Consider the following 16870-nt stretch of genomic DNA (forward strand, 5'->3'; position numbering starts at 1 on the left):
CGGCCGCCGGACCGCTGGCCGTACGCCGTCGAGTCGGTGACGACCGGTAAGGTCAAGTTGCCCCGATAAGGGAGAAGCTGGTGGGATGGGCGGCGTGTCGAATCGCCCGTGGCGCGCCCGTGTCGCTGTCGCCGCCCTGACCGCCCTGCTCGTCTCCGGCTGCTCGGGTGGCTCGCCCCGCCCCACGCCGACGCCCAGCCCGGTCGGCACGTCCGCCGGCCCGAGCGTCCCGGCCGCGCCGCCGGCCAGCGACCCCGCCGGCCGGGCCGCCGCGCTGGTCGCGACGCTCTCCGACGAGGACCTGGTCGGCCAGGTGCTGATGCCGTACGCCTACGGCGACTCGGCGACGAAGGTCTCCGCCGGCTCGGCGGCCGGTAACCAGGCCCTCGCCGGGGTCGACACCCCCGCCGACATGATCGCCAAGTACCGGTTGGGTGGCCTGATCCTGGTCGGCTTCAGCGCCGACGACCCGACCAAGGGCAACCAGGAGACCACGAACGTCGACAACCCCAAGCAGGTGCACGAGCTCACCACCGGGCTGCGTACCGCCGCCGGTCGGCTCGCCGCAGGTCCCGCGCCGCTGCTGATCGGCACCGACCAGGAGTACGGCGTCGTCACCCGGGTGACCGACGGGGTCACAGTGCTGCCCAGCGCCCTCGCGGCCGGCGCCGCCGGTGACCCGAAGCTCACCGAGGCCGCCTGGCGGGCCGCCGGCGCCGAGTTGGCCGCGATGGGCATCAACATCGACTTCGCTCCGGTGGCCGACGTGCTGGCCACCCGCAGCACCGTGATCGGCTCCCGGTCGTACGGCGCCGACCCGAAGCAGGCCGCCACGCAGGTGGGCGGCGCGGTCCGTGGCCTCCAGGCGGCCGGGGTCGCCGCCACCCTGAAGCACTTCCCCGGGCACGGCCACAGCGCCGACGACTCGCACCAGGACCTTCCGGTGCTCACCCAGTCCGCCGCGGCGTTGCAGAGCGGAGCGTGGCCGCCGTTCACCGCCGGGATGGACGCGGGCGCGATGGCCGTGATGTCTGGTCACCTGGACGCGCGCGCGATCGACCCGGGGACCCCGGCGACGTTCTCGCACAAGCTGCTCACCGACGTGCTGCGCGGCCAACTCGGCTTCAAGGGCGTGGTGATCACCGACGGGATGAACATGCCGCCCGCGAAGCGCTGGGCTCCCGGTGAGGCGGCGGTCCGGGCGCTCAACGCCGGTAACGACCTCATTTTGATGACCCCGAACGTCGGTCAGGCGTACGACGGGCTGCTCGCCGCACTGCGCGGCGGATCGCTGCCCCGCACCCGGTTGGTCGAGGCGGTCACCCGGGTGCTGACCATGAAGTTCCAGCTCGCGCAGGTGCCGGCGGCGCAGATGTCCACGCTGAACACCCCGGAGCACCGGGCGGCCGCCGACGCGCTGGCCGCCGCCGCCGTCACAGTGCTGCGAGGCTCCTGCGGCGCAGCGGTACGCGGGCCGGTCACCGTCACCTCGTCCGGCGGTCGGGACGGCACCCGGGCCACGCTCACCGCCGCGCTGACCGCCGCCGGTGTGCAGGTCAAGCCCAGCGGCGGCACGATCGTGCACCTGGTGGGCTACGGCGACGGCGCCAAGGACCTGCGCCCGGACGCGGCGGTCACTGTCGCCATGGACACCCCGTACGTGCTGGCCGACGCCAAGTCACCGACGCTGCTGGCCACGTACTCGTCCAGTCGGGCGTCGATGACCGGCCTGGCCGCCGTGCTCGCCGGCAAGGCACGGCCGGGCGGCCGATCGCCGGTGACCGTCCCCGGACTGCCCGCCACGACCTGTCGCACCTGACCGGCCGACCCGGACGGGTCGGAGCCACCTCAGTCGCCCACCTCACTCGCCCTTCGTGAGGCCTCGCACCGCGAGCCGGTACGCCGGCAGCACGTCGGTCCGTTCGGCGATCAGCCCCTCGTTGACGGCGAAGACCAGCGTCTGCCCCGCCGACTGGACGGCCAGCGCCCAGTTCCGCGACTCATCCTCCTCCTCGACCAGCGGGTTGGTGGCGAGCCAGGTCATCTCGGTGGCGTCGAAGCCGCCGGCGCGGAGGTTGCGGAACTGTTGGCCGGCGACCGTCTCGCCGGCCCCGGCGGCGAAACCCTCCAGCGCGGCGCGCGGCGTGACCGTCGGCGAGTCCGCCGCCCAGATCCGCAGGAATCCGCCCCCGGCCGGGCGCCCGTCCACCTCACAGCGCACCGTGGTGCCGCCGCGCTTGGTGAGCGCCTCGCCGAGCAGTTCGGCCAGCTCACCCTTGGGCGGCTCGATCGCCTTGGCCGTCCACCCGTCGGCCAGCGGAAACGTCACAGGTACCCGGCAGGGGGAACCCGTGCCGCCGGCGGTGCCGCTGGGCGACGCCGGGGCCACCTCGTCGTACCAGGGCTCACCAGTGGCCTGCGGGGCCGGGGCGCCGGCCGCGGGCCCGGCGGGAGCGTCCGCGTCGTCGCCGCAGCCGGTCAGCAGGCCGAGGGTGAGCGCCGCCGCCGACACGGCGACGAGGGTACGAGTGTCCATGGTGGTGATCCCCGTCAGTCGATCTTCAGTCGGCCCATCTAAGCCGTGGGGTCTCCCGACGTCAATCGCGATCGCCGCACCCCCTACCGAAATCGGGTCGCCCCGCCCCGGTCGGTCTGACAACCTCCCCCCATGGGAGCGGCAGCAGGATTCCGGCACACGCAACGGGCGGACGGCACCGTGGTGATCACCCACCACGGACGGGTCGCCGGCACGCTGCGCGACGCTCGGGCCGCGGAGTTCCTGGCCGAGGTCGACGACGACCCGCAGTTGGTGATGGCCCGCTGGACCGGCAACTACCGCCACGGCAACGAGCGCACCGCGAAACAGCACCCCCGCAACCGGGGCTGAACGACGCGAAGGGCCCCTCCTCGATGAGAGGAGGGGCCCGTGCGGAGGATCTCAGGGACGAGCGAAGACGAGCGCCACGTTGTGGCCGCCGAAGCCGAACGCGTTGTTCAACGCGGCCGGGATCTCCATGTGGCGGGCCTTGTGCGCGGCGACATCCAGGGTGAGGCCTGGCTCCGGGTCGTCGAGGTTGATCGTCGGAGGGACGACGCTGTCGCGGATCGCCAGGATGGTGGCGATCGACTCCAGCGCACCGGCCGCACCGAGCAGGTGACCGGTCATCGACTTCGTCGCGGACAGCACCGGGTGGTCGCCGAGCGCCTTGTGCAGCCCGCCGATCTCCAGCATGTCCCCGACCGGGGTCGAGGTGGCGTGCGCGTTGACGTGCACGATGTCCCGCTTCGCCACGTCCGCGTCGGCGATCGCCTTGGCGATGGCCCGGATGGCGCCCTCGCCCTCGGCGTGCGGCTGCACGATGTCGTACGCGTCGGAGGTGATGCCGGCGCCGGCGAGGCGCGCGTACACCCGGGCGCCCCGGGCTGCGGCGTGCTCGGCCCGCTCCAGCACCACGATGCCGGCGCCCTCGCCGAGGACGAAGCCGTCCCGGCCCCGGTCCCACGGGCGGGAGGCCCGCTCCGGGTCGTCGTTGCGGGTCGACATGGCCCGCATCGAGCTGAAGCCGGCGATCGGCAGCGGGTGGATGACCGCCTCGGTGCCGCCGGCCACCACCACGTCGGCCCGGCCGGAACGGATGATGTCCAGGCCGAGGGCGATCGCCTCGGCGCCGGTGGCGCAGGCGCTGGCCACCGAGTGCACGCCGGCCTTGGCGCCCAGCTCCAGCCCGACCCAGGCGGCCGGACCGTTCGGCATCAGCATCGGGATGGTGTGCGGGGACACCCGCCGTGGCCCGGAGGCCTCCAGGATGTCGTCCTGGGCGAGCAGGGTGGTGGCACCGCCGATGCCGGAGCCGACGCTGACGGCCAACCGCTCGCCGTCGAGGTCGGAGCCGGCGAGGCCGGCGTCCGCCCAGGCCTGCTGCGCCGCGATGATCGCGATCGCCTCGGAACGGTCCAGGCGGCGCAGGCGGACCCGGTCCAGCACCTCGGACGGCTCCACGGCCAACTGGGCGGCGATCCGGACCGGCAGTTGCGCGGCCCACTCCTGGGTGAGGGCACTCACCCCGGAGCGGCCGGCGAGCATGGCGTCCCAGGTCGACGCGACGTCCCCGCCAAGCGGGGTCGTCGCGCCGAGCCCGGTGACGACGACGTCAGGACGACTCATGATCAGGACTGCGCCGCGATGTAGCTGACAGCGTCGCCGACGGTCTTGAGGTTCTGCACCTCGTTGTCCGGGATCTTGACGCCGAACTTCTCCTCGGCCGCGACAACGACCTCCACCATGGAGAGCGAGTCGACATCGAGGTCGTCGGTGAAGGACTTCCCCTCGGCCACGTCGTCCGGGTTCACTCCGGCAACCTCTTCGAGGATCTCGGCGAGGCCGGTGGTGATCTCGTCACGGGTCATTGCGGTTGGTTCCTTTCATCGGGGTTCTCCGGCGGTCGGCGTCGCCGACCGCCACTCCTCGACGCGTACGCGCCCGAGGGGGTCATCAGGGGCAGCGGACGACCTGACCGGCGTAGGTCAGGCCACCGCCGAAGCCGAACAGCAGCACCGGCGCGCCCGAGGGCACCTCCCGGCGCTCGACCAGCTTGGAAAGGGCCAGCGGCACGCTCGCCGCGGAGGTGTTGCCGGACTCGACGATGTCCTTCGCGATGATCGCGTCGGGGATGTTGAGCCGCTTGGCGATGCCGTCGATGATCCGGGCGTTGGCCTGGTGCGGCACGAACGCGGCCAGCTCCGACGGGTCGACCCCGGCCCGCTCGCAGGCCTGGAGCGCCAGGGGCGCGATCGCGGTGGTGGCCCAGCGGAAGACCGCCTGACCCTCCTGCTGGATGTACGGGCGCCAACCCTCGATGCGGACCGCGTCGCTCTTGTCCGGCACCGAACCCCAGACGACCGGGCCGATTCCGGTCGGCTCGTCGTCGGCGGTGGCGGAGACCACCGCGGCACCGGCCCCGTCCGCGAAGATGATGCAGGTGGAGCGGTCGGTCCAGTCGGTGAAGTCGGACAGCTTCTCCGCACCGATGACGATCGCGTTGCGCGACGCCCCGGCCCGGATGGCGTGGTCGACGGTGCCCAGCGCGTAGGCGAAGCCCGAGCAGGCGGTGTTGAGGTCGAACGCACCCGGCGCGGTGATGCCCAGCTTGGCGGCGACCCGGCAGGCCACGTTGGGGCTGCGGTCGATGGAGGAGCAGGTGGCGACCACGACCAGGTCGATGTCGGCGGCGGTCAGGCCCGAGTTGGCCAGCGCCTTGCCGGCGGCCGCGGCGGCCATGTCGGCGACCGTCTCGCTGTCGGCGATCCGCCGGCTGACGATGCCGACCCGGTCGCGGATCCACTCGTCGTTGGTGTCGACGAGCTGGGCGATGTCGTCGTTGGTCACCACCCGGGAGGGCTGGTAGTGCCCCATCGAGACGATGCGACTGCCAGTCATGAACGACCTCCGATACGGGCGATCAGGTCCCGTGCGGCCGGCAGGTCGTCCGGGGTGTTGAGGGTGACGATCTCCGGGGCGCCGTCGCCCTTGAGTTCCCGCTTGACCAGGCCGGCGAGGGTGCCGGCCGGGGGCAGTTCGATCACGCCGGTGACCCCGAGGTCGGCCAGCGTACGCATGCACAGGTCCCAGCGCACCGGCGCGGTGACCTGACGGACGAGGCGCTGAACCATGGCCGCGCCGTCGTCGACAGCGGTGCCGTCGAGGTTCGACAGCAGGGTCCGGGCCGGGTCGGCGGGGGTGATTCCGGCGGCCTCCGCGGCGAGCGCGGTCTCGGCCGGAGCCATGTACGGCGTGTGGAACGCGCCAGCCACCTGGAGCCGGATGATCCGGGTCCGGGCGGGCGGCGCGGCGGCGAGCTTGTCCAGCCCGTCCAGGGCGCCAGCGGCGACGATCTGCCCGGCGCCGTTGCGGTTGGCCGGGTAGAGCCCGTTCGCCTCGATCGCGGCGATCACCTCGTCGGGGTCGCCGCCGAGCACCGCGGCCATTCCGGTCGGCTCCAGCGCGCACGCCGCGGCCATCTCCCGGCCGCGTACGCCGGCCAGGGTGATCGCGGCGTCGGCCGACAGCACACCGGCCAGTGCGGCGGCACCCAGCTCGCCGACGCTGTGGCCGGCGGTGAGCGCGATGCCGTCCAGCGGCAGGTGCTCGGCCGCGAGCAACGCAGCGGCGACCAGCAACGGCTGGGTGCGGGCGGTGTCCTTGATCTCGTCGGCGTCGGCGGCGGTGCCCAGGTGCAGCAGGTCGACCCCGGCCAACGCCGACCACTCGCGCAGTCGCGCCTCGGTGCCGGTCAGGTCGAGCCAGGGGGTCAGGAAGCCGGGTTTCTGAGAACCCTGGCCGGGACTAAGTACGGCGAGCACGCCTATGACTCTCCCGGATAAAGGCGGGTAACGCGGTGCCGCCTTCGACCAAACCACACTAGGACCTTTGGAGGTTTCCTACAAAGATCGGCGGGGATCATCCTCGGTTTGGGCAGGTTTCCGGCTGCCCGGGGTGATTGTCTGAGTCGGGACCGGCGAGGCGAGCGGGGCGACCGGGTCCAACCGACCCACTGTCAGCGCGACCTGAAGGGCGAACGCGTCCCGCGGCGACAGCGGCGAGAACCCTGTCACCTCGGCGATCCGGCGCAAACGGTAACGCACCGTGTTCGGGTGCACGAACAGCGCCCGGGCCGCGCTCTCCAGCGTGCCACCGGCCGCCAGGAAGGCGTCCAGGGTCGCCAGCAGTTCCCCACCGGCGCGCACCAGTGTCGCGTACACATCGTGACGGAGCCGCCGACGGGCCTCCGCGTCGCCGGCGAGCGCCCGCTCCGGCAGCAGGTCCGCGGCCGGTACCGGTCGGGGTGCGCTGGGCCAGGCCGGGGCGGCCCGAAAACCGGAGAGCGCGGCCCGCGCCGACTCGGTCGCCTCGTCCAGGCTCGGTACGGCGGGACCGACCACCACCGGGCCGTCCCCGAACGCGCCCAGCAGCTTCGCGGTAGCGGTCAGCGGGTCCGGTGCGCCGCCGAGCACGATCACCAGCCGGTCGCCGTGGACGCCGCCGATCACCTCCACGCCGATCCGGCGGGCCTGCCGGTAGACCACGTGCAGCACCGCGGAGACCTCACCGCCGGGCGACCGGCCGACCGCCACCGCCACCGGCGGCGCGTCCGCCCAGCCCAGCGCGGCGGCCCGACTGGCCAGGACGTCCGGCGAGTCACCGCGCAACAGCGCGTCGACCAGCAGCGCCTGCAACCGGGCGTCCCAGGCGCCGCGCGACTCGGCGGCCCGTGCGTACACCCGGGCGGCGGAGAACGCGATCTCCCGAGAGAAGCGCAGCACCGCCTCGCGTAGCTGCTGCTCCTCGCCCTCGGCGGCCAGGTGCGACACCTGCTCCTCGACCACGTCGATGGTCACCTTGATCAACGCGACGGTCTGCTGGAGGGTGATCGACCGGGCCAGCGCCTGCGGGGCGGCGGCGAAGACCTCGTCCGAGACCTCCTGGGTGCTGTCCGCCGTGCCGCCGCCCTCGCGCAGCCACTGCACCAGCGACCTCGCGCCCGCCTGGGCGACCAGCATCACCCAGGAACGCTGGTCGGCAGGCAGCGCCCGGAACCAGGGCAGCGTCTCGTCCATCCGGGCCACGCTGGAGGTGGCCAACGCCCCCGCCGATCGTTCGATCCGGCGCAGCGTGGCCGACAGCTCCCCACCGCCCGGCGTGCTCACCGCCCTAGCCTGACACGTCGTGAGCAGGCCAACCACGCCGGCACCGGTCCGCCGGCCAGCGTCGGCGCCCGTCTCACGGCTGCGGGGGAGGGGGCAGACCCACCTCCTGGGCCAGGATCGCGGCCTGCACCCGACTGCGCAGGTCCAACTTCGCCAGGATCCGGCTCACGTGGGTCTTGGTGGTGCTCTCCGCCAGCACCAGCCGGTCGGCGATCTGCTGGTTGGACAGGCCCAACCCGAGGCAGGCCAGCACGTCACGCTCGCGCGGGGTGAGGGTGCCCAACGCGGCCCGGGCGTCCGCCGACGCGCCGGGCGCGGTGGCCGCGAACGCGGTGATCAGCCGGCGGGTCACGGTGGGCGCGATGAACCCGTCGCCCCGCGCCACCGTCCGCACCGCGCCGACCAGGCCGTCGGCGTCGGTGTCCTTGAGCAGGAACCCGGCCGCGCCGGCCCGCAACGCCCCGAAGACGTACTCATCGAGGTCGAAGGTGGTGAGCACCAGCACGTCGGCGAGCCCGTCGCCGACGATCGCCCGGGTCGCGGAGATCCCGTCCCGGTGCGGCATCCGCACATCCAGCACCGCCACGTCGGGGCGCAACTCCCGGCACAGGCGCACCGCGGCGTCGCCGTCGGCCGCCTCACCGACCACCTCGACACCCGGTGAGCCGTTCAAAATCAGTGCCAGTCCGGCCCGTACCGCCGGTTGGTCGTCGGCGAGCACCACCCGTACCGTCGCCGCGCGCGCGGCGTCCGGTGGCCGCGCCGGCCCGGTCACCCGACCTCCCCGGTGGGCAGGGCCGCCCGCACCCGCCAGCGACCGTCGTGCGGCCCGGCGGTGAACCGGCCGGCCAGCAGGGTGGCCCGCTCCCGCATACCGATCAGCCCGGCCCCGGCGCCCGGCAGGCCGGCACCGCCCCGCCGGACCGGGTTCTCCACAGTCAGCACCACCTCGGCCGGCCGGTACGCGATCGTCAGCTCCGCCTCACCCGTACCGTGCTTGAGCGCGTTCGTCAGTGACTCCTGCACGATCCGGTACGCGGCGAGGTCCACCCCCACCGGCAGTGCGCCCGGCGTGCCGTCGGTCCGGACCCGCACCGCGAGGCCGGCCGCCCGAGCCCGCTCGACCAGTCCGTCCGCCTCGGCCAGCCGCGCGGTGACCACCTCCGGCGTACCCGGCCCGGCGCTGGTCCCGGGCTCGCGCAGCACCTCGATCATCTGCCGCATCTCCGCCAGCCCCTGCACGCTGCTCTCCCTGATCACCCGCAACGCCGACTCCACCTGCCCGCGATCCAACCCCGGCACGGAGAGCACGGCGGTGGCGTGGATGGCCACCGCGCTCAGGTGGTTCGCGACCACGTCGTGCAGCTCCCGGGCCATCCGGGCCCGCTCGGCGCTGACCGCCTGCCGACGGTCCAACTCCACCAACCGGGCGGTCTGTTCGGCCCGCGCCCGCTCGGCGGCGGCCTGGTCGCGGTACTGCCGCACACTGATGCCGGTCAGCACCGGCAGCAGCCCGACGAGCACCACCAGCACCCCGAGCGCCGCCCCGCTCCACTGGCCGTGCACGAGCACACCGACGACCACCCCGATCAGGCTCAGCGCCACGGTGATCCGCAGCAACCACCGCCACAGCCGGGGCGGGCCGTACACACAGGCGTCGTAGAGCACCTGCGTGTAGACCAGGAGCGTGCCCAGCGAACTGCCCAGCGCCGTGTCGGCCACCAGCGCGCCGGTCCCCACGGCCAGGCTGGCGCGCGGTGCGACCCGCCGCAGGCCGACGGCGACGCAGACCGCCAGCAGCGGCGGCAGGAACAACGCCGACGGCACGTCAGCGTCCGGACGGACCTGCGGTTGCCAACCCAGGGTGTAGAGCACCAGGCCGCCGGCCAGCGACGCACCGGCCAGCACGAGGTCACGGCCGAGGGTGCCGGAGTCGAGCCATGGTGGCGGACGCATGCCCCGATCCCACCACAGCCGTCGCCCGCCCAACTCCGACCGGGGGAGGACCTCGACCGCACCGCCATGCGCCGAAAGGGGTACCCGGACCACTCCCCGCAGCCGGTGCGCCCTCGGCCGTGACGCGCCGGGTGAACGGCGCGGAAAGAAGCTGTGAACTGCGTAACCGGGTCCCGCGCTCAGCGGCGTCTTCGCGGACCGGCCGGCCGGGACCCCGGGTACGCTGCGCGCGGCCCGTCGGTCCCGGCCAGTACGGTGACAGGGCACCTCGGGGAGAGCACCCGAGGGTGGGACGAGCGTGAGGAGACCGGGGATGGCGCACGGGGAGGCCGAGCACGGCTGCGCCCAGGGCGAGCCCTGCCGGCCGGGGCACCACGACCCGCAGGCGGCTGGCAAGCACCGCCGGGCGGTCGGTGGCGCACCATCGCACCCGGTGGAGCCGCTCGCCGGCCGGGCCGACGAGGACATCCCGCGTCAGCGCTCCGCCGAGCCCGCCGGTCCCGCCGAGCCCGACTCGGACGTTCCCGCTGGTTGCCTCAGTGAACTTCCCGGCTGGGCCGGGGCGCATCGGCATGGCGCGGTCCGGCCGCGGCCACGGGCCACCCGCCGGGAGCGCCCACCGCGTCGCTGGTGCTGACCGCCGCCGACGCACTCGCTGATCAGCGAGTGCGTCGGCTCAGCGAGTGTGTCGGGTCAGCGAGTGCGGCGGCGGATCAGCAGGGCGATTCCGGCGAGGCCGACGGTGATGGTCAGCATCACGCCGATGTTGAGCAGCAGCAGGCGTTGCAGGTCGCCGAGCGCCTCGTCGAGGTCCTTCGCCGGGTCGAGCGTGTCCTCCGGGAGCACCCGCTCGCCGCCGCCCGCGCCGCCGCTGACAGTGTCGAACTGCCGCTCCAGCGGCACACCGGCGGTGCGCAGGGTCTCGGACATGCTGAGCCGACCCAGGAACCATCCGGCGCTGGTCTTGCGGCCGTCCGGCTGCTTCGCCGGCCGGTAGACACGCGGGCCGCCGATCGCCTTGGGATAGAGGTCGTAGGTCTGTTTCGGCGTCTCGCCGGCGAGCACCACGACAGTGTATTTCGGACCGAGGTTGGCAGCCTTCGGACCGGTCGGCATGCCGGTGCGAGCGAGGAAGTTGACCTGGTCGATGACCGCGCCCACGAGGGCCGGCTCCTTGTCCGCGTGCATCCGCAGCGGCGCGGACAGTCCCGTGCCGGTGATGTCCACTCCGGCGGGTGCCGGCTTCGGCGCCGCCGAGGCCGAGCCAGCGGTGCCCAGCGTCAGCAGCGCCGCCGCCAGCGTGCCCGCCAACACGGCGGCCAACCGCCTCATGTGTCGGACCATCCCGCCTCCTCGCCCCGTTCGATGGATGGCTTCGTCGTGACGTCCGGACCGACCTGCCGGTGCGGCATCGACCAGATGGTCGCGTCCACTCCTACAGACTCCGCAGAACGTCGATGAGTTGCAGCTTTTGGAACACTAATTGGAACTATCTGCGATCTCTGCTCGACTAATGAGGAGCCGTTTGATCAGCGGGCGGATCGTACCCTTACGGAGGGGTTCATGGGGGGCAGGGTTACACGTACGGTGCGGGTCGTGCCAGTGGTGCTCGGCGTGGCGTTCGGTGTGTCGTTTCTGGTGCCGGCGACACCAGCCGCCGCCCACAACGAGCTGACCGGCAGCGACCCGCGCAACGGCGCCCGCGTGGCGACGGCACCTGCCCGGATCGAACTGCGGTTCCTCGCCAAGCCGTCACCGGCTTCGACGAAGATCACAATAACCGGACCGGACAATGTGGTCGCTGGCGGGACTCCCGCCTTCGACGGCAGCCGGGTGCGGGTGCCGTTCAAGCCGGCCGCCGCGGGGCTCTACATCGTCGGCTACCAGCTTGCGTCGTCCGACGGGCATCCGGTGAAGGGCGAGGTGCGGTTCACCCTGACCAGCGGCACCGCGGCGGACCCGTCCGCCTCGCCGTCGGCCGCCGCCAGCACCAGCCCGGTCGGGTCGCCCTCGGCTGGCGCGCCCGCCGTCGGCGCACCCTCCGCAGGGCCTACGTCGGCGACGCCCGGCAGTTCGACGGTGCCGGCGGCGTCGGAGCGGTCCGACTCCGGCAGTCGTTGGTGGCCCTGGGCGCTCGGCGGCCTGGTGCTGCTGGCCGCCCTCGCGGCCGGCCTCGTGTTCCGCCGCCGCTCCGCAGGCCACTGAACGACGGGCGTCACGGCGCCCAGCAGTCGGATGCCGATGCCGGCGGACCAGGCCGGTGCTGGACACCCACCTTTGCTCTGCTTCAACGAACGCAACACCGACCGTCCGATAGTCGGGCGGTCGGTGTTGCGTGGAGTGAAGCAGAGCAAAGGTGGCGTTGAGGGAATTGCCGGCCCGGCCCGGCCCGGCCCGGCCCGGCCCGGCCCGGCCCGGCCCGGCCCGGCTCGCCCTTGTCTCCGTCAGACCAGGCGCAGGCGGGCGGCGCGGATCCGGGTCAGGGTGCGCTCGCGACCGAGCACCTCCAGCGACTCGAACAGCGGCAGGCCCACGGTGCGGCCGGTGACCGCGACCCGCACCGGCGCCTGCGTCTTGCCGAGCTTGAGGCCCCGCTCGGCGCCGACCGCCTCCAGCGTCGACTTCAGCGACTCGGCGTCCCACGCCTCCAGTGCCTCGAACGCTGCGACCGCGTCGTCCAGCAGCTCGGCGGAGCCGTCCTTCATGGTCTTGGTCCAGGCGGCCTCGTCGATCAGCGGCGAGGCCAGGAAGAGGAAGTCGACGTTCGGCACGATCTCGCTGAGCACCGCGATGCGCGTCTGGGCCAGCGGCGCCACGGCGGCGAACGCGTCGGCGTCGAACTCCTCTGGCTGCCACGGCGGTGGCGGGATGGTCCCGGTGCCGGTCAGCCACGGCTGGCAGGCGTCGATGAACTCGGCTACCGGCAGCGCGCGAATGTACTCACCGTTGAACGCCCGCAGCTTCTTCTCGTCGAAGAACGCCGAGGAGAGGTTGACCTCGTCCAGCCGGAACTCGTCCTCGATCACCGACCAGGGGACGATCTCCCGGTCGCCGGAGGGGGCCCAGCCGAGCAGCATGAGGTAGTTGCGCATCGCGCCGGCGAGGTAACCCTCGTCGCGGTACGCCTCCAGGGCGACCTTGTCCCGGCGCTTGGAGAGCTTCTGCCGCTTCTCGTTGACCACCACCGGCACGTGCGCCCAGACCGGCGGCTTGACCCCGAGGGCTTCCCAGAGCAGCTGCTGCTTGGGGGTGTTGGGCAGGTGCTCCTCGGCCCGGATCACGTGGGTGATCCCCATGGTCATGTCGTCGACGACGTTGGCCAGCAGGAAGACCGGCGAGCCGTCGCCCCGGGCGATGACGAAGTCCTCGATGAGCTTGTTCTCGAAGGTGGGCTCACCGCGGATCAGGTCGACCACCACTGTCGTGCCCTCGTCCGGCGTACGGAAGCGCAGCGCGTGCCCCGGGCCCGGGCCGAGGCCACGGTCGCGGTGGTAGCCGTCGTAGCCCTGGTACTGCGAGCCGGTGCGGGCCTGCACGTCCTCGCGGGTGCAGTCGCAGTAGTAGGCGCGGCCCGACTCGTACAGGCGCGCGGCGGCGGCCCGGTGCTCGCCCGCATTCGCCGACTGGAAGTACGGGCCCTCGTAGCTGCCCCGGGAGATCCCGATCCAGTCCAGCGCGGAGAGGATGCCCTCGGTCCACTCGGGCTTGTTGCGCGCCGCGTCGGTGTCCTCGATGCGCAGCACGAACACGCCGCCCTGCTGCTTGGCGAAGATCCAGTTCTGCAGCGCCGAGCGGGCGCCGCCGACGTGGAACATACCGGTCGGGGAGGGGGCGAATCGCACACGTACTGTCACGTCCCCCAGCCTACGGCGGTACGCGACTGCTTTCCGCCACCGCCCCCAGGCTCACGGCACCGAGCGGATCTTGACGACCAGGGCGCTGCCGAGCACTGTGACCACGGCGGTGACCGCGTAGAGCGTGGGATAGCCACCCAGGTAGACCACGAGCGGGGCGGAGAGCGCCGGGCCGAGCACCTGCGGCGCCGAGTTGGCGATGTTGATGACTCCCAGGTCCTTGGCCCGGTCGGTGGCCCGGGGCAGCACCTGCGTGATCAACGCGGCGTCCACCGAGAGGTAGATGCCGTAACCGGCGCCGAGCAGCAGCGCCGCGACGATGGCCATCGGCCAGACCGGCGCGACAGCGAGCAGCAGCGCCGCCACTGCCATGATCAGCCCGGAGACGATCACGTAGATCTTGCGCCGGCCGGACCGGTCGGACATCCGGCCGGCGACCACAGCGGTCAGCATCATCCCGAGCGTGTAGAGCAGGATCAGCACCAGCAGGCCGCCCTCGGGGTCGGGGTGGCGCACCCCGTCGCTGAGGAAGTACAGCAGGTAGAGGGTGCCCAGCGCATTGCCCAACTGGACCAGGAACCGGGTGATCCAGGCCCAGGCGAAATCCGGGTGCCGGCGGGGGCTGATCCACATCGAGGCCAGCAGCGCCCGCGTCCGGATCACCGGCCGATGCGTACGCGGCAGCGGCTCGTCGGGGGTGAGCAGCGCGAACGGCAGCGACAACAGCAGGATGGCCACGGCGATGGCCAGGTAGCCGGCGGTGTTGCCGGTGACCACTGCGGTCACCAGCACCGCGCCGAGCACCAACCCGAGCGCCTGCGGGATGCCCACCCAACCCGAGACCCCGCCGCGCTGGCGCACCGGAACCCGGTCCGGGATGGCCGCGCTGAGGCTGGCCAGCATCGCGTTGAAGCAGACCTGCGCGGCGACCCAGCCGAGGGCGACCCCGAGGATGGTCTGCTGCTGGGCCAGCAGCACCAGGGCCGCCGCGCCCAGCACGGCCCCGCCCGCCGTCCAGATGTGCCGACGACCGAACTCGCGGCCGGCGATGCGCAGGCAGGTCCGGTCGGAGAGTGCGCCAGCGAGGGGGTTGGCCAGCACCGCGGCCAGCGCACCGAGGCCGGTGACCACGGCCAGCATGTTCTCCTTGTCGCCGGGCGCGATCTGCTCGATCTGCTGCGGCAGCAGCACCTGGATGGGCGTGAAGAACGCCATCCACACGCCGAGGTTGGCCGCGAAGATCAAACCGATCCAGCCGCGCCGCACCGGCACCGTCGGTTCGGCGAGCGACGCCGGCAGCGACGCCGGCGTCGGGTCGAGGGTGGTCACCGCGTCGACCCCGGCCGGCTGGCCGCGATCACGTCCCGCAACCAGGTGTACGACGACTTCGGCGTACGGGTCTGGGTGGCGTAGTCGACGTGCACCAGACCGAAGCGCTTGGTGAACCCCTCGGCCCACTCCCAGTTGTCCAGCAACGACCAGACGAAGTACCCGCGGACGTCCACCCCGTCGTCGACGGCGGCCCGCACCGCGCGCAGGTGCCCGTCGAGGTACGCGATCCGCTCCGGGTCGGTCACCTGCCCGTCGGCGTCGGGTACGTCGTCGTACGCGCAGCCGCTCTCGGTGATCTCGATGGGTGGCAGCTCGTCGCCGTACGTGTCGCGCAGCCAGCCGAGCAGTTCGCGTAGCCCGTCGGGGGCCACCGGCCAGTCGAAGGCGGTACGTGGGTAGCCGTCCAGCGGCACGAGGTCGAACGGCAGGGGCGAGCCCTCCTCGGCAGCACGTACCCCGGTGGGGTTGTAGTAGTTGACCCCGAGCACGTCGAGCGGCGCGGCGATCGTGTCGAGGTCGCCGGGGTGGATGACGCTCGGGTCGAAGCCGGGCAGCTCCGGGTAGCCGCGGCCGAGCAGCGGGTCGGTGAAGAGCCGGTTGTGCAGCGCCTCGTACGCGGCCCCGGCGGCCCGGTCGGCGTCGCGGTCGCCGAGCACCCGCACCGGCGAGTAGTTGTTGGCGATCGCCACCGGACTGGCGGTGTGCGCCCGCAGCGCGGCGACCGCGAGTCCGTGCCCGAGCAGTTGGTGGTGGGCGACCGGGAAGGCGTCGAACAGCAGCATGCGGCCGGGGGCGTGCACGCCCATGCCGTAGCCGAGGCTCATGTGGATGAACGGCTCGTTCAGGGTGATCCAGAGCCGGACCCGGTCGCCGAGCCGGGCGGCGGTCTTCTCGGCGTACTCGGCGAACCGGGCGGCGGTGTCGCGGTGCAGCCAGCCGCCGGCGTCTTCGAGGGGTTGCGGCAGGTCCCAGTGGTAGAGGGTGGCCACCGGGTCGACGCCGGCGGCCAGCAACTCGTCCACCAGCCGGTCGTAGAAGTCCAGGCCGGCCGGGTTGGCCGGGCCGGCGCCGGTGGGCTGGACCCGGGGCCAGGCGATGGAGAACCGGTACGCGGAGACGCCCAGGCCGGCCAGCAGCGCCACGTCCTCGGTGCGCCGGTGGTAGTGGTCGCAGGCCACCTCGCCGCTGCTGCCGTCGCTGATCCGCCCGGGGGAGCGCGCGAAGGTGTCCCAGATGGACGGGGCTCGGCCGTCGGCAGTGGTGGCGCCCTCGATCTGGTGGGCCGATGTGGAGACGCCCCAGCGGAAGCCGGTGGGGAACTGGGGCAACGGTGCGGTCGACATGCGCCCTCCCGGTCAACGTGAAACGTGCTCGGGACTTTAGGGCGCTGTCGATGAATGCGCCATAGGCCGGCCTGGCGCATTCCGCAATGGTTGATCGGCGTGTCTTTTTCCGAACCCGTCCAGGTAAGTCCGATTTAACGCATAGAGTGCCGATATCGTGGGATGTCCTCACCGGAGGAAAGACGGAAATGATCCTCGTGGAACGCAGTGCGCACGTGGCGGCGCCAATTGAAGTGGTCTGGGATGTCGTGCAGCGGGCCGAGCAGTTGCCGGCCTGGCTGGCCGGGGTCCGCGCGGCCGAAGTGCTCTCGGGAGAGGGCTTCGGGCGGCGACAACTGGTCCAGGCGGGGCGCGGCTCGGCGCATGAGGCCGAGGTGATCGCCTACCAGGAGCCGACGCTGATCGGCTGGCGGGAACGGGCCAAGGGAGCGGGATCTCGCGCGGAGGCGCGCACCGAGATCTACGTCCAGCTCACCGGAGACGAGGAGGAGGGCGGGACCATCGTGCGCCTCATCGTGGTCCGCTGGCCGGCCGGCCCGGTCAAGGCGGCCCTGCTGCGCCTCGGACTGCGTCGGGTCGGCGCCGACCTGGAGGACTCGCTGGCCCGGCTCACCGACCTGGCCGCCGTCGGCTGACGAGAGCCCATCCTCCCGGCGTCACCCGCGACGGCGGTGGTCCGGA

General features: G+C 72.8%; 16 protein-coding genes and 1 pseudogene. 5 read left to right on the forward strand and 12 right to left on the reverse strand.

The window, feature by feature from the left end; all coding sequences use genetic code 11:
- Window positions 1-85 precede the first annotated feature (85 nt).
- Window positions 86-1819 carry a glycoside hydrolase family 3 protein gene (locus OH804_RS01190; protein WP_406062192.1) on the forward strand — a complete coding sequence of 578 codons (1734 nt, stop codon included), beginning with the start codon at window positions 86-88 and terminating at the stop codon, window positions 1817-1819.
- A gap of 42 nt (window positions 1820-1861) precedes the next feature.
- On the opposite strand, the gene OH804_RS01195 is transcribed toward OH804_RS01190, so the two are convergent.
- On the reverse strand, window positions 1862-2536 hold the full coding sequence (locus OH804_RS01195) for a lipoprotein (RefSeq protein ID WP_406062193.1): 675 nt from the start codon (window positions 2534-2536) through the stop codon (window positions 1862-1864).
- A 132-nt stretch (window positions 2537-2668) separates the two neighbouring features.
- Here OH804_RS01195 and OH804_RS01200 point away from each other — a divergent pair, with 132 nt between their 5' ends.
- Window positions 2669-2887: a hypothetical protein gene (locus OH804_RS01200; protein WP_406062195.1), complete on the forward strand. Its 219-nt coding sequence runs from the start codon at window positions 2669-2671 to the stop codon at window positions 2885-2887.
- A 51-nt stretch (window positions 2888-2938) separates the two neighbouring features.
- On the opposite strand, the gene fabF is transcribed toward OH804_RS01200, so the two are convergent.
- The 7 genes and pseudogenes from fabF to OH804_RS01235 all read right to left on the reverse strand — a co-directional run bounded on the left by fabF (window position 2939) and on the right by OH804_RS01235 (window position 9660).
- Window positions 2939-4165, reverse strand: a complete 1227-nt coding sequence (fabF, locus tag OH804_RS01205; protein WP_112582580.1) for a beta-ketoacyl-ACP synthase II — start codon at window positions 4163-4165, stop codon at window positions 2939-2941.
- Window positions 4166-4167: 2 nt separating this feature from the next.
- The gene (locus tag OH804_RS01210; protein ID WP_030330276.1) at window positions 4168-4407 is read right to left on the reverse strand and encodes an acyl carrier protein; all 240 of its coding nucleotides are present in this window, start codon (window positions 4405-4407) and stop codon (window positions 4168-4170) included.
- 85 nt (window positions 4408-4492) lie between these two features.
- A complete protein-coding gene (locus OH804_RS01215) occupies window positions 4493-5437 on the reverse strand; it encodes a beta-ketoacyl-ACP synthase III (protein WP_091409280.1) in 945 nt (314 codons plus the stop codon).
- Window positions 5438-5442: 5 nt separating this feature from the next.
- Window positions 5443-6360, reverse strand: a pseudogene (locus tag OH804_RS01220) (ACP S-malonyltransferase); the annotation flags it as partial.
- Between the two features lie 78 nt (window positions 6361-6438).
- A complete protein-coding gene (locus OH804_RS01225; protein ID WP_406062198.1) occupies window positions 6439-7740 on the reverse strand; it encodes a PucR family transcriptional regulator in 1302 nt (433 codons plus the stop codon).
- Window positions 7741-7777: 37 nt separating this feature from the next.
- A complete protein-coding gene (locus tag OH804_RS01230; protein ID WP_406062200.1) occupies window positions 7778-8479 on the reverse strand; it encodes a response regulator in 702 nt (233 codons plus the stop codon).
- Window positions 8476-9660 (reverse strand): sensor histidine kinase, encoded by a 1185-nt coding sequence (locus tag OH804_RS01235; protein ID WP_406062202.1) that lies wholly within the window; start codon window positions 9658-9660, stop codon window positions 8476-8478. Before OH804_RS01235 ends, OH804_RS01230 begins: the two co-directional genes overlap by 4 nt.
- 313 nt (window positions 9661-9973) lie before the next feature.
- On the opposite strand from OH804_RS01235, the gene OH804_RS01240 reads away from it, so the two are divergent.
- Window positions 9974-10297, forward strand: a complete 324-nt coding sequence (locus OH804_RS01240; protein WP_196919138.1) for a hypothetical protein — start codon at window positions 9974-9976, stop codon at window positions 10295-10297.
- A gap of 56 nt (window positions 10298-10353) precedes the next feature.
- On the opposite strand, the gene OH804_RS01245 is transcribed toward OH804_RS01240, so the two are convergent.
- Complete coding sequence (locus OH804_RS01245; RefSeq protein ID WP_196919137.1) at window positions 10354-11004, reverse strand: hypothetical protein; 651 nt, start codon at window positions 11002-11004, stop codon at window positions 10354-10356.
- Between the two features lie 252 nt (window positions 11005-11256).
- Here OH804_RS01245 and OH804_RS01250 point away from each other — a divergent pair, with 252 nt between their 5' ends.
- Entirely contained in the window at window positions 11257-11865 is a 609-nt protein-coding gene (locus OH804_RS01250) for a copper resistance protein CopC (protein WP_406062204.1), read from the forward strand.
- 239 nt (window positions 11866-12104) lie between these two features.
- On the opposite strand, the gene gltX is transcribed toward OH804_RS01250, so the two are convergent.
- From gltX to OH804_RS01265, 3 genes are read right to left on the reverse strand one after another with little or no spacing between them, the layout of a single operon-like run.
- Window positions 12105-13514 (reverse strand): glutamate--tRNA ligase, encoded by a 1410-nt coding sequence (gltX, locus tag OH804_RS01255; protein WP_406062206.1) that lies wholly within the window; start codon window positions 13512-13514, stop codon window positions 12105-12107.
- 51 nt (window positions 13515-13565) lie between these two features.
- Complete coding sequence (locus tag OH804_RS01260) at window positions 13566-14843, reverse strand: MFS transporter (RefSeq protein WP_406062208.1); 1278 nt, start codon at window positions 14841-14843, stop codon at window positions 13566-13568.
- Window positions 14840-16189 (reverse strand): GH1 family beta-glucosidase, encoded by a 1350-nt coding sequence (locus OH804_RS01265; RefSeq protein WP_406062210.1) that lies wholly within the window; start codon window positions 16187-16189, stop codon window positions 14840-14842. Before OH804_RS01265 ends, OH804_RS01260 begins: the two co-directional genes overlap by 4 nt.
- A 188-nt stretch (window positions 16190-16377) precedes the next feature.
- On the opposite strand from OH804_RS01265, the gene OH804_RS01270 reads away from it, so the two are divergent.
- On the forward strand, window positions 16378-16824 hold the full coding sequence (locus tag OH804_RS01270; protein ID WP_030488771.1) for an SRPBCC domain-containing protein: 447 nt from the start codon (window positions 16378-16380) through the stop codon (window positions 16822-16824).
- Window positions 16825-16870: the final 46 nt, after the last annotated feature.

It is taken from the genome of Micromonospora sp. NBC_00860 (genome assembly GCF_045207375.1).
GTDB lineage: Bacteria > Actinomycetota > Actinomycetes > Mycobacteriales > Micromonosporaceae > Micromonospora > Micromonospora vinacea.

Excerpts from the sequence above, each read along its gene's own strand:
- OH804_RS01270 (WP_030488771.1), top strand. The coding sequence starts at position 16,378 with ATGATCCTCGTGGAACGCAGTGCGCACGTGGCGGCGCCAATTGAAGTG.
- OH804_RS01195 (WP_406062193.1), bottom strand. The coding sequence starts at position 2,536 with ATGGACACTCGTACCCTCGTCGCCGTGTCGGCGGCGGCGCTCACCCTC.
- OH804_RS01190 (WP_406062192.1), top strand. The coding sequence starts at position 86 with ATGGGCGGCGTGTCGAATCGCCCGTGGCGCGCCCGTGTCGCTGTCGCC.
- OH804_RS01200 (WP_406062195.1), top strand. The coding sequence starts at position 2,669 with ATGGGAGCGGCAGCAGGATTCCGGCACACGCAACGGGCGGACGGCACC.
- fabF (WP_112582580.1), bottom strand. The coding sequence starts at position 4,165 with ATGAGTCGTCCTGACGTCGTCGTCACCGGGCTCGGCGCGACGACCCCG.
- OH804_RS01215 (WP_091409280.1), bottom strand. The coding sequence starts at position 5,437 with ATGACTGGCAGTCGCATCGTCTCGATGGGGCACTACCAGCCCTCCCGG.
- OH804_RS01210 (WP_030330276.1), bottom strand. The coding sequence starts at position 4,407 with ATGACCCGTGACGAGATCACCACCGGCCTCGCCGAGATCCTCGAAGAG.
- OH804_RS01235 (WP_406062202.1), bottom strand. The coding sequence starts at position 9,660 with ATGCGTCCGCCACCATGGCTCGACTCCGGCACCCTCGGCCGTGACCTC.
- OH804_RS01265 (WP_406062210.1), bottom strand. The coding sequence starts at position 16,189 with ATGTCGACCGCACCGTTGCCCCAGTTCCCCACCGGCTTCCGCTGGGGC.
- OH804_RS01240 (WP_196919138.1), top strand. The coding sequence starts at position 9,974 with ATGGCGCACGGGGAGGCCGAGCACGGCTGCGCCCAGGGCGAGCCCTGC.
- OH804_RS01245 (WP_196919137.1), bottom strand. The coding sequence starts at position 11,004 with ATGGTCCGACACATGAGGCGGTTGGCCGCCGTGTTGGCGGGCACGCTG.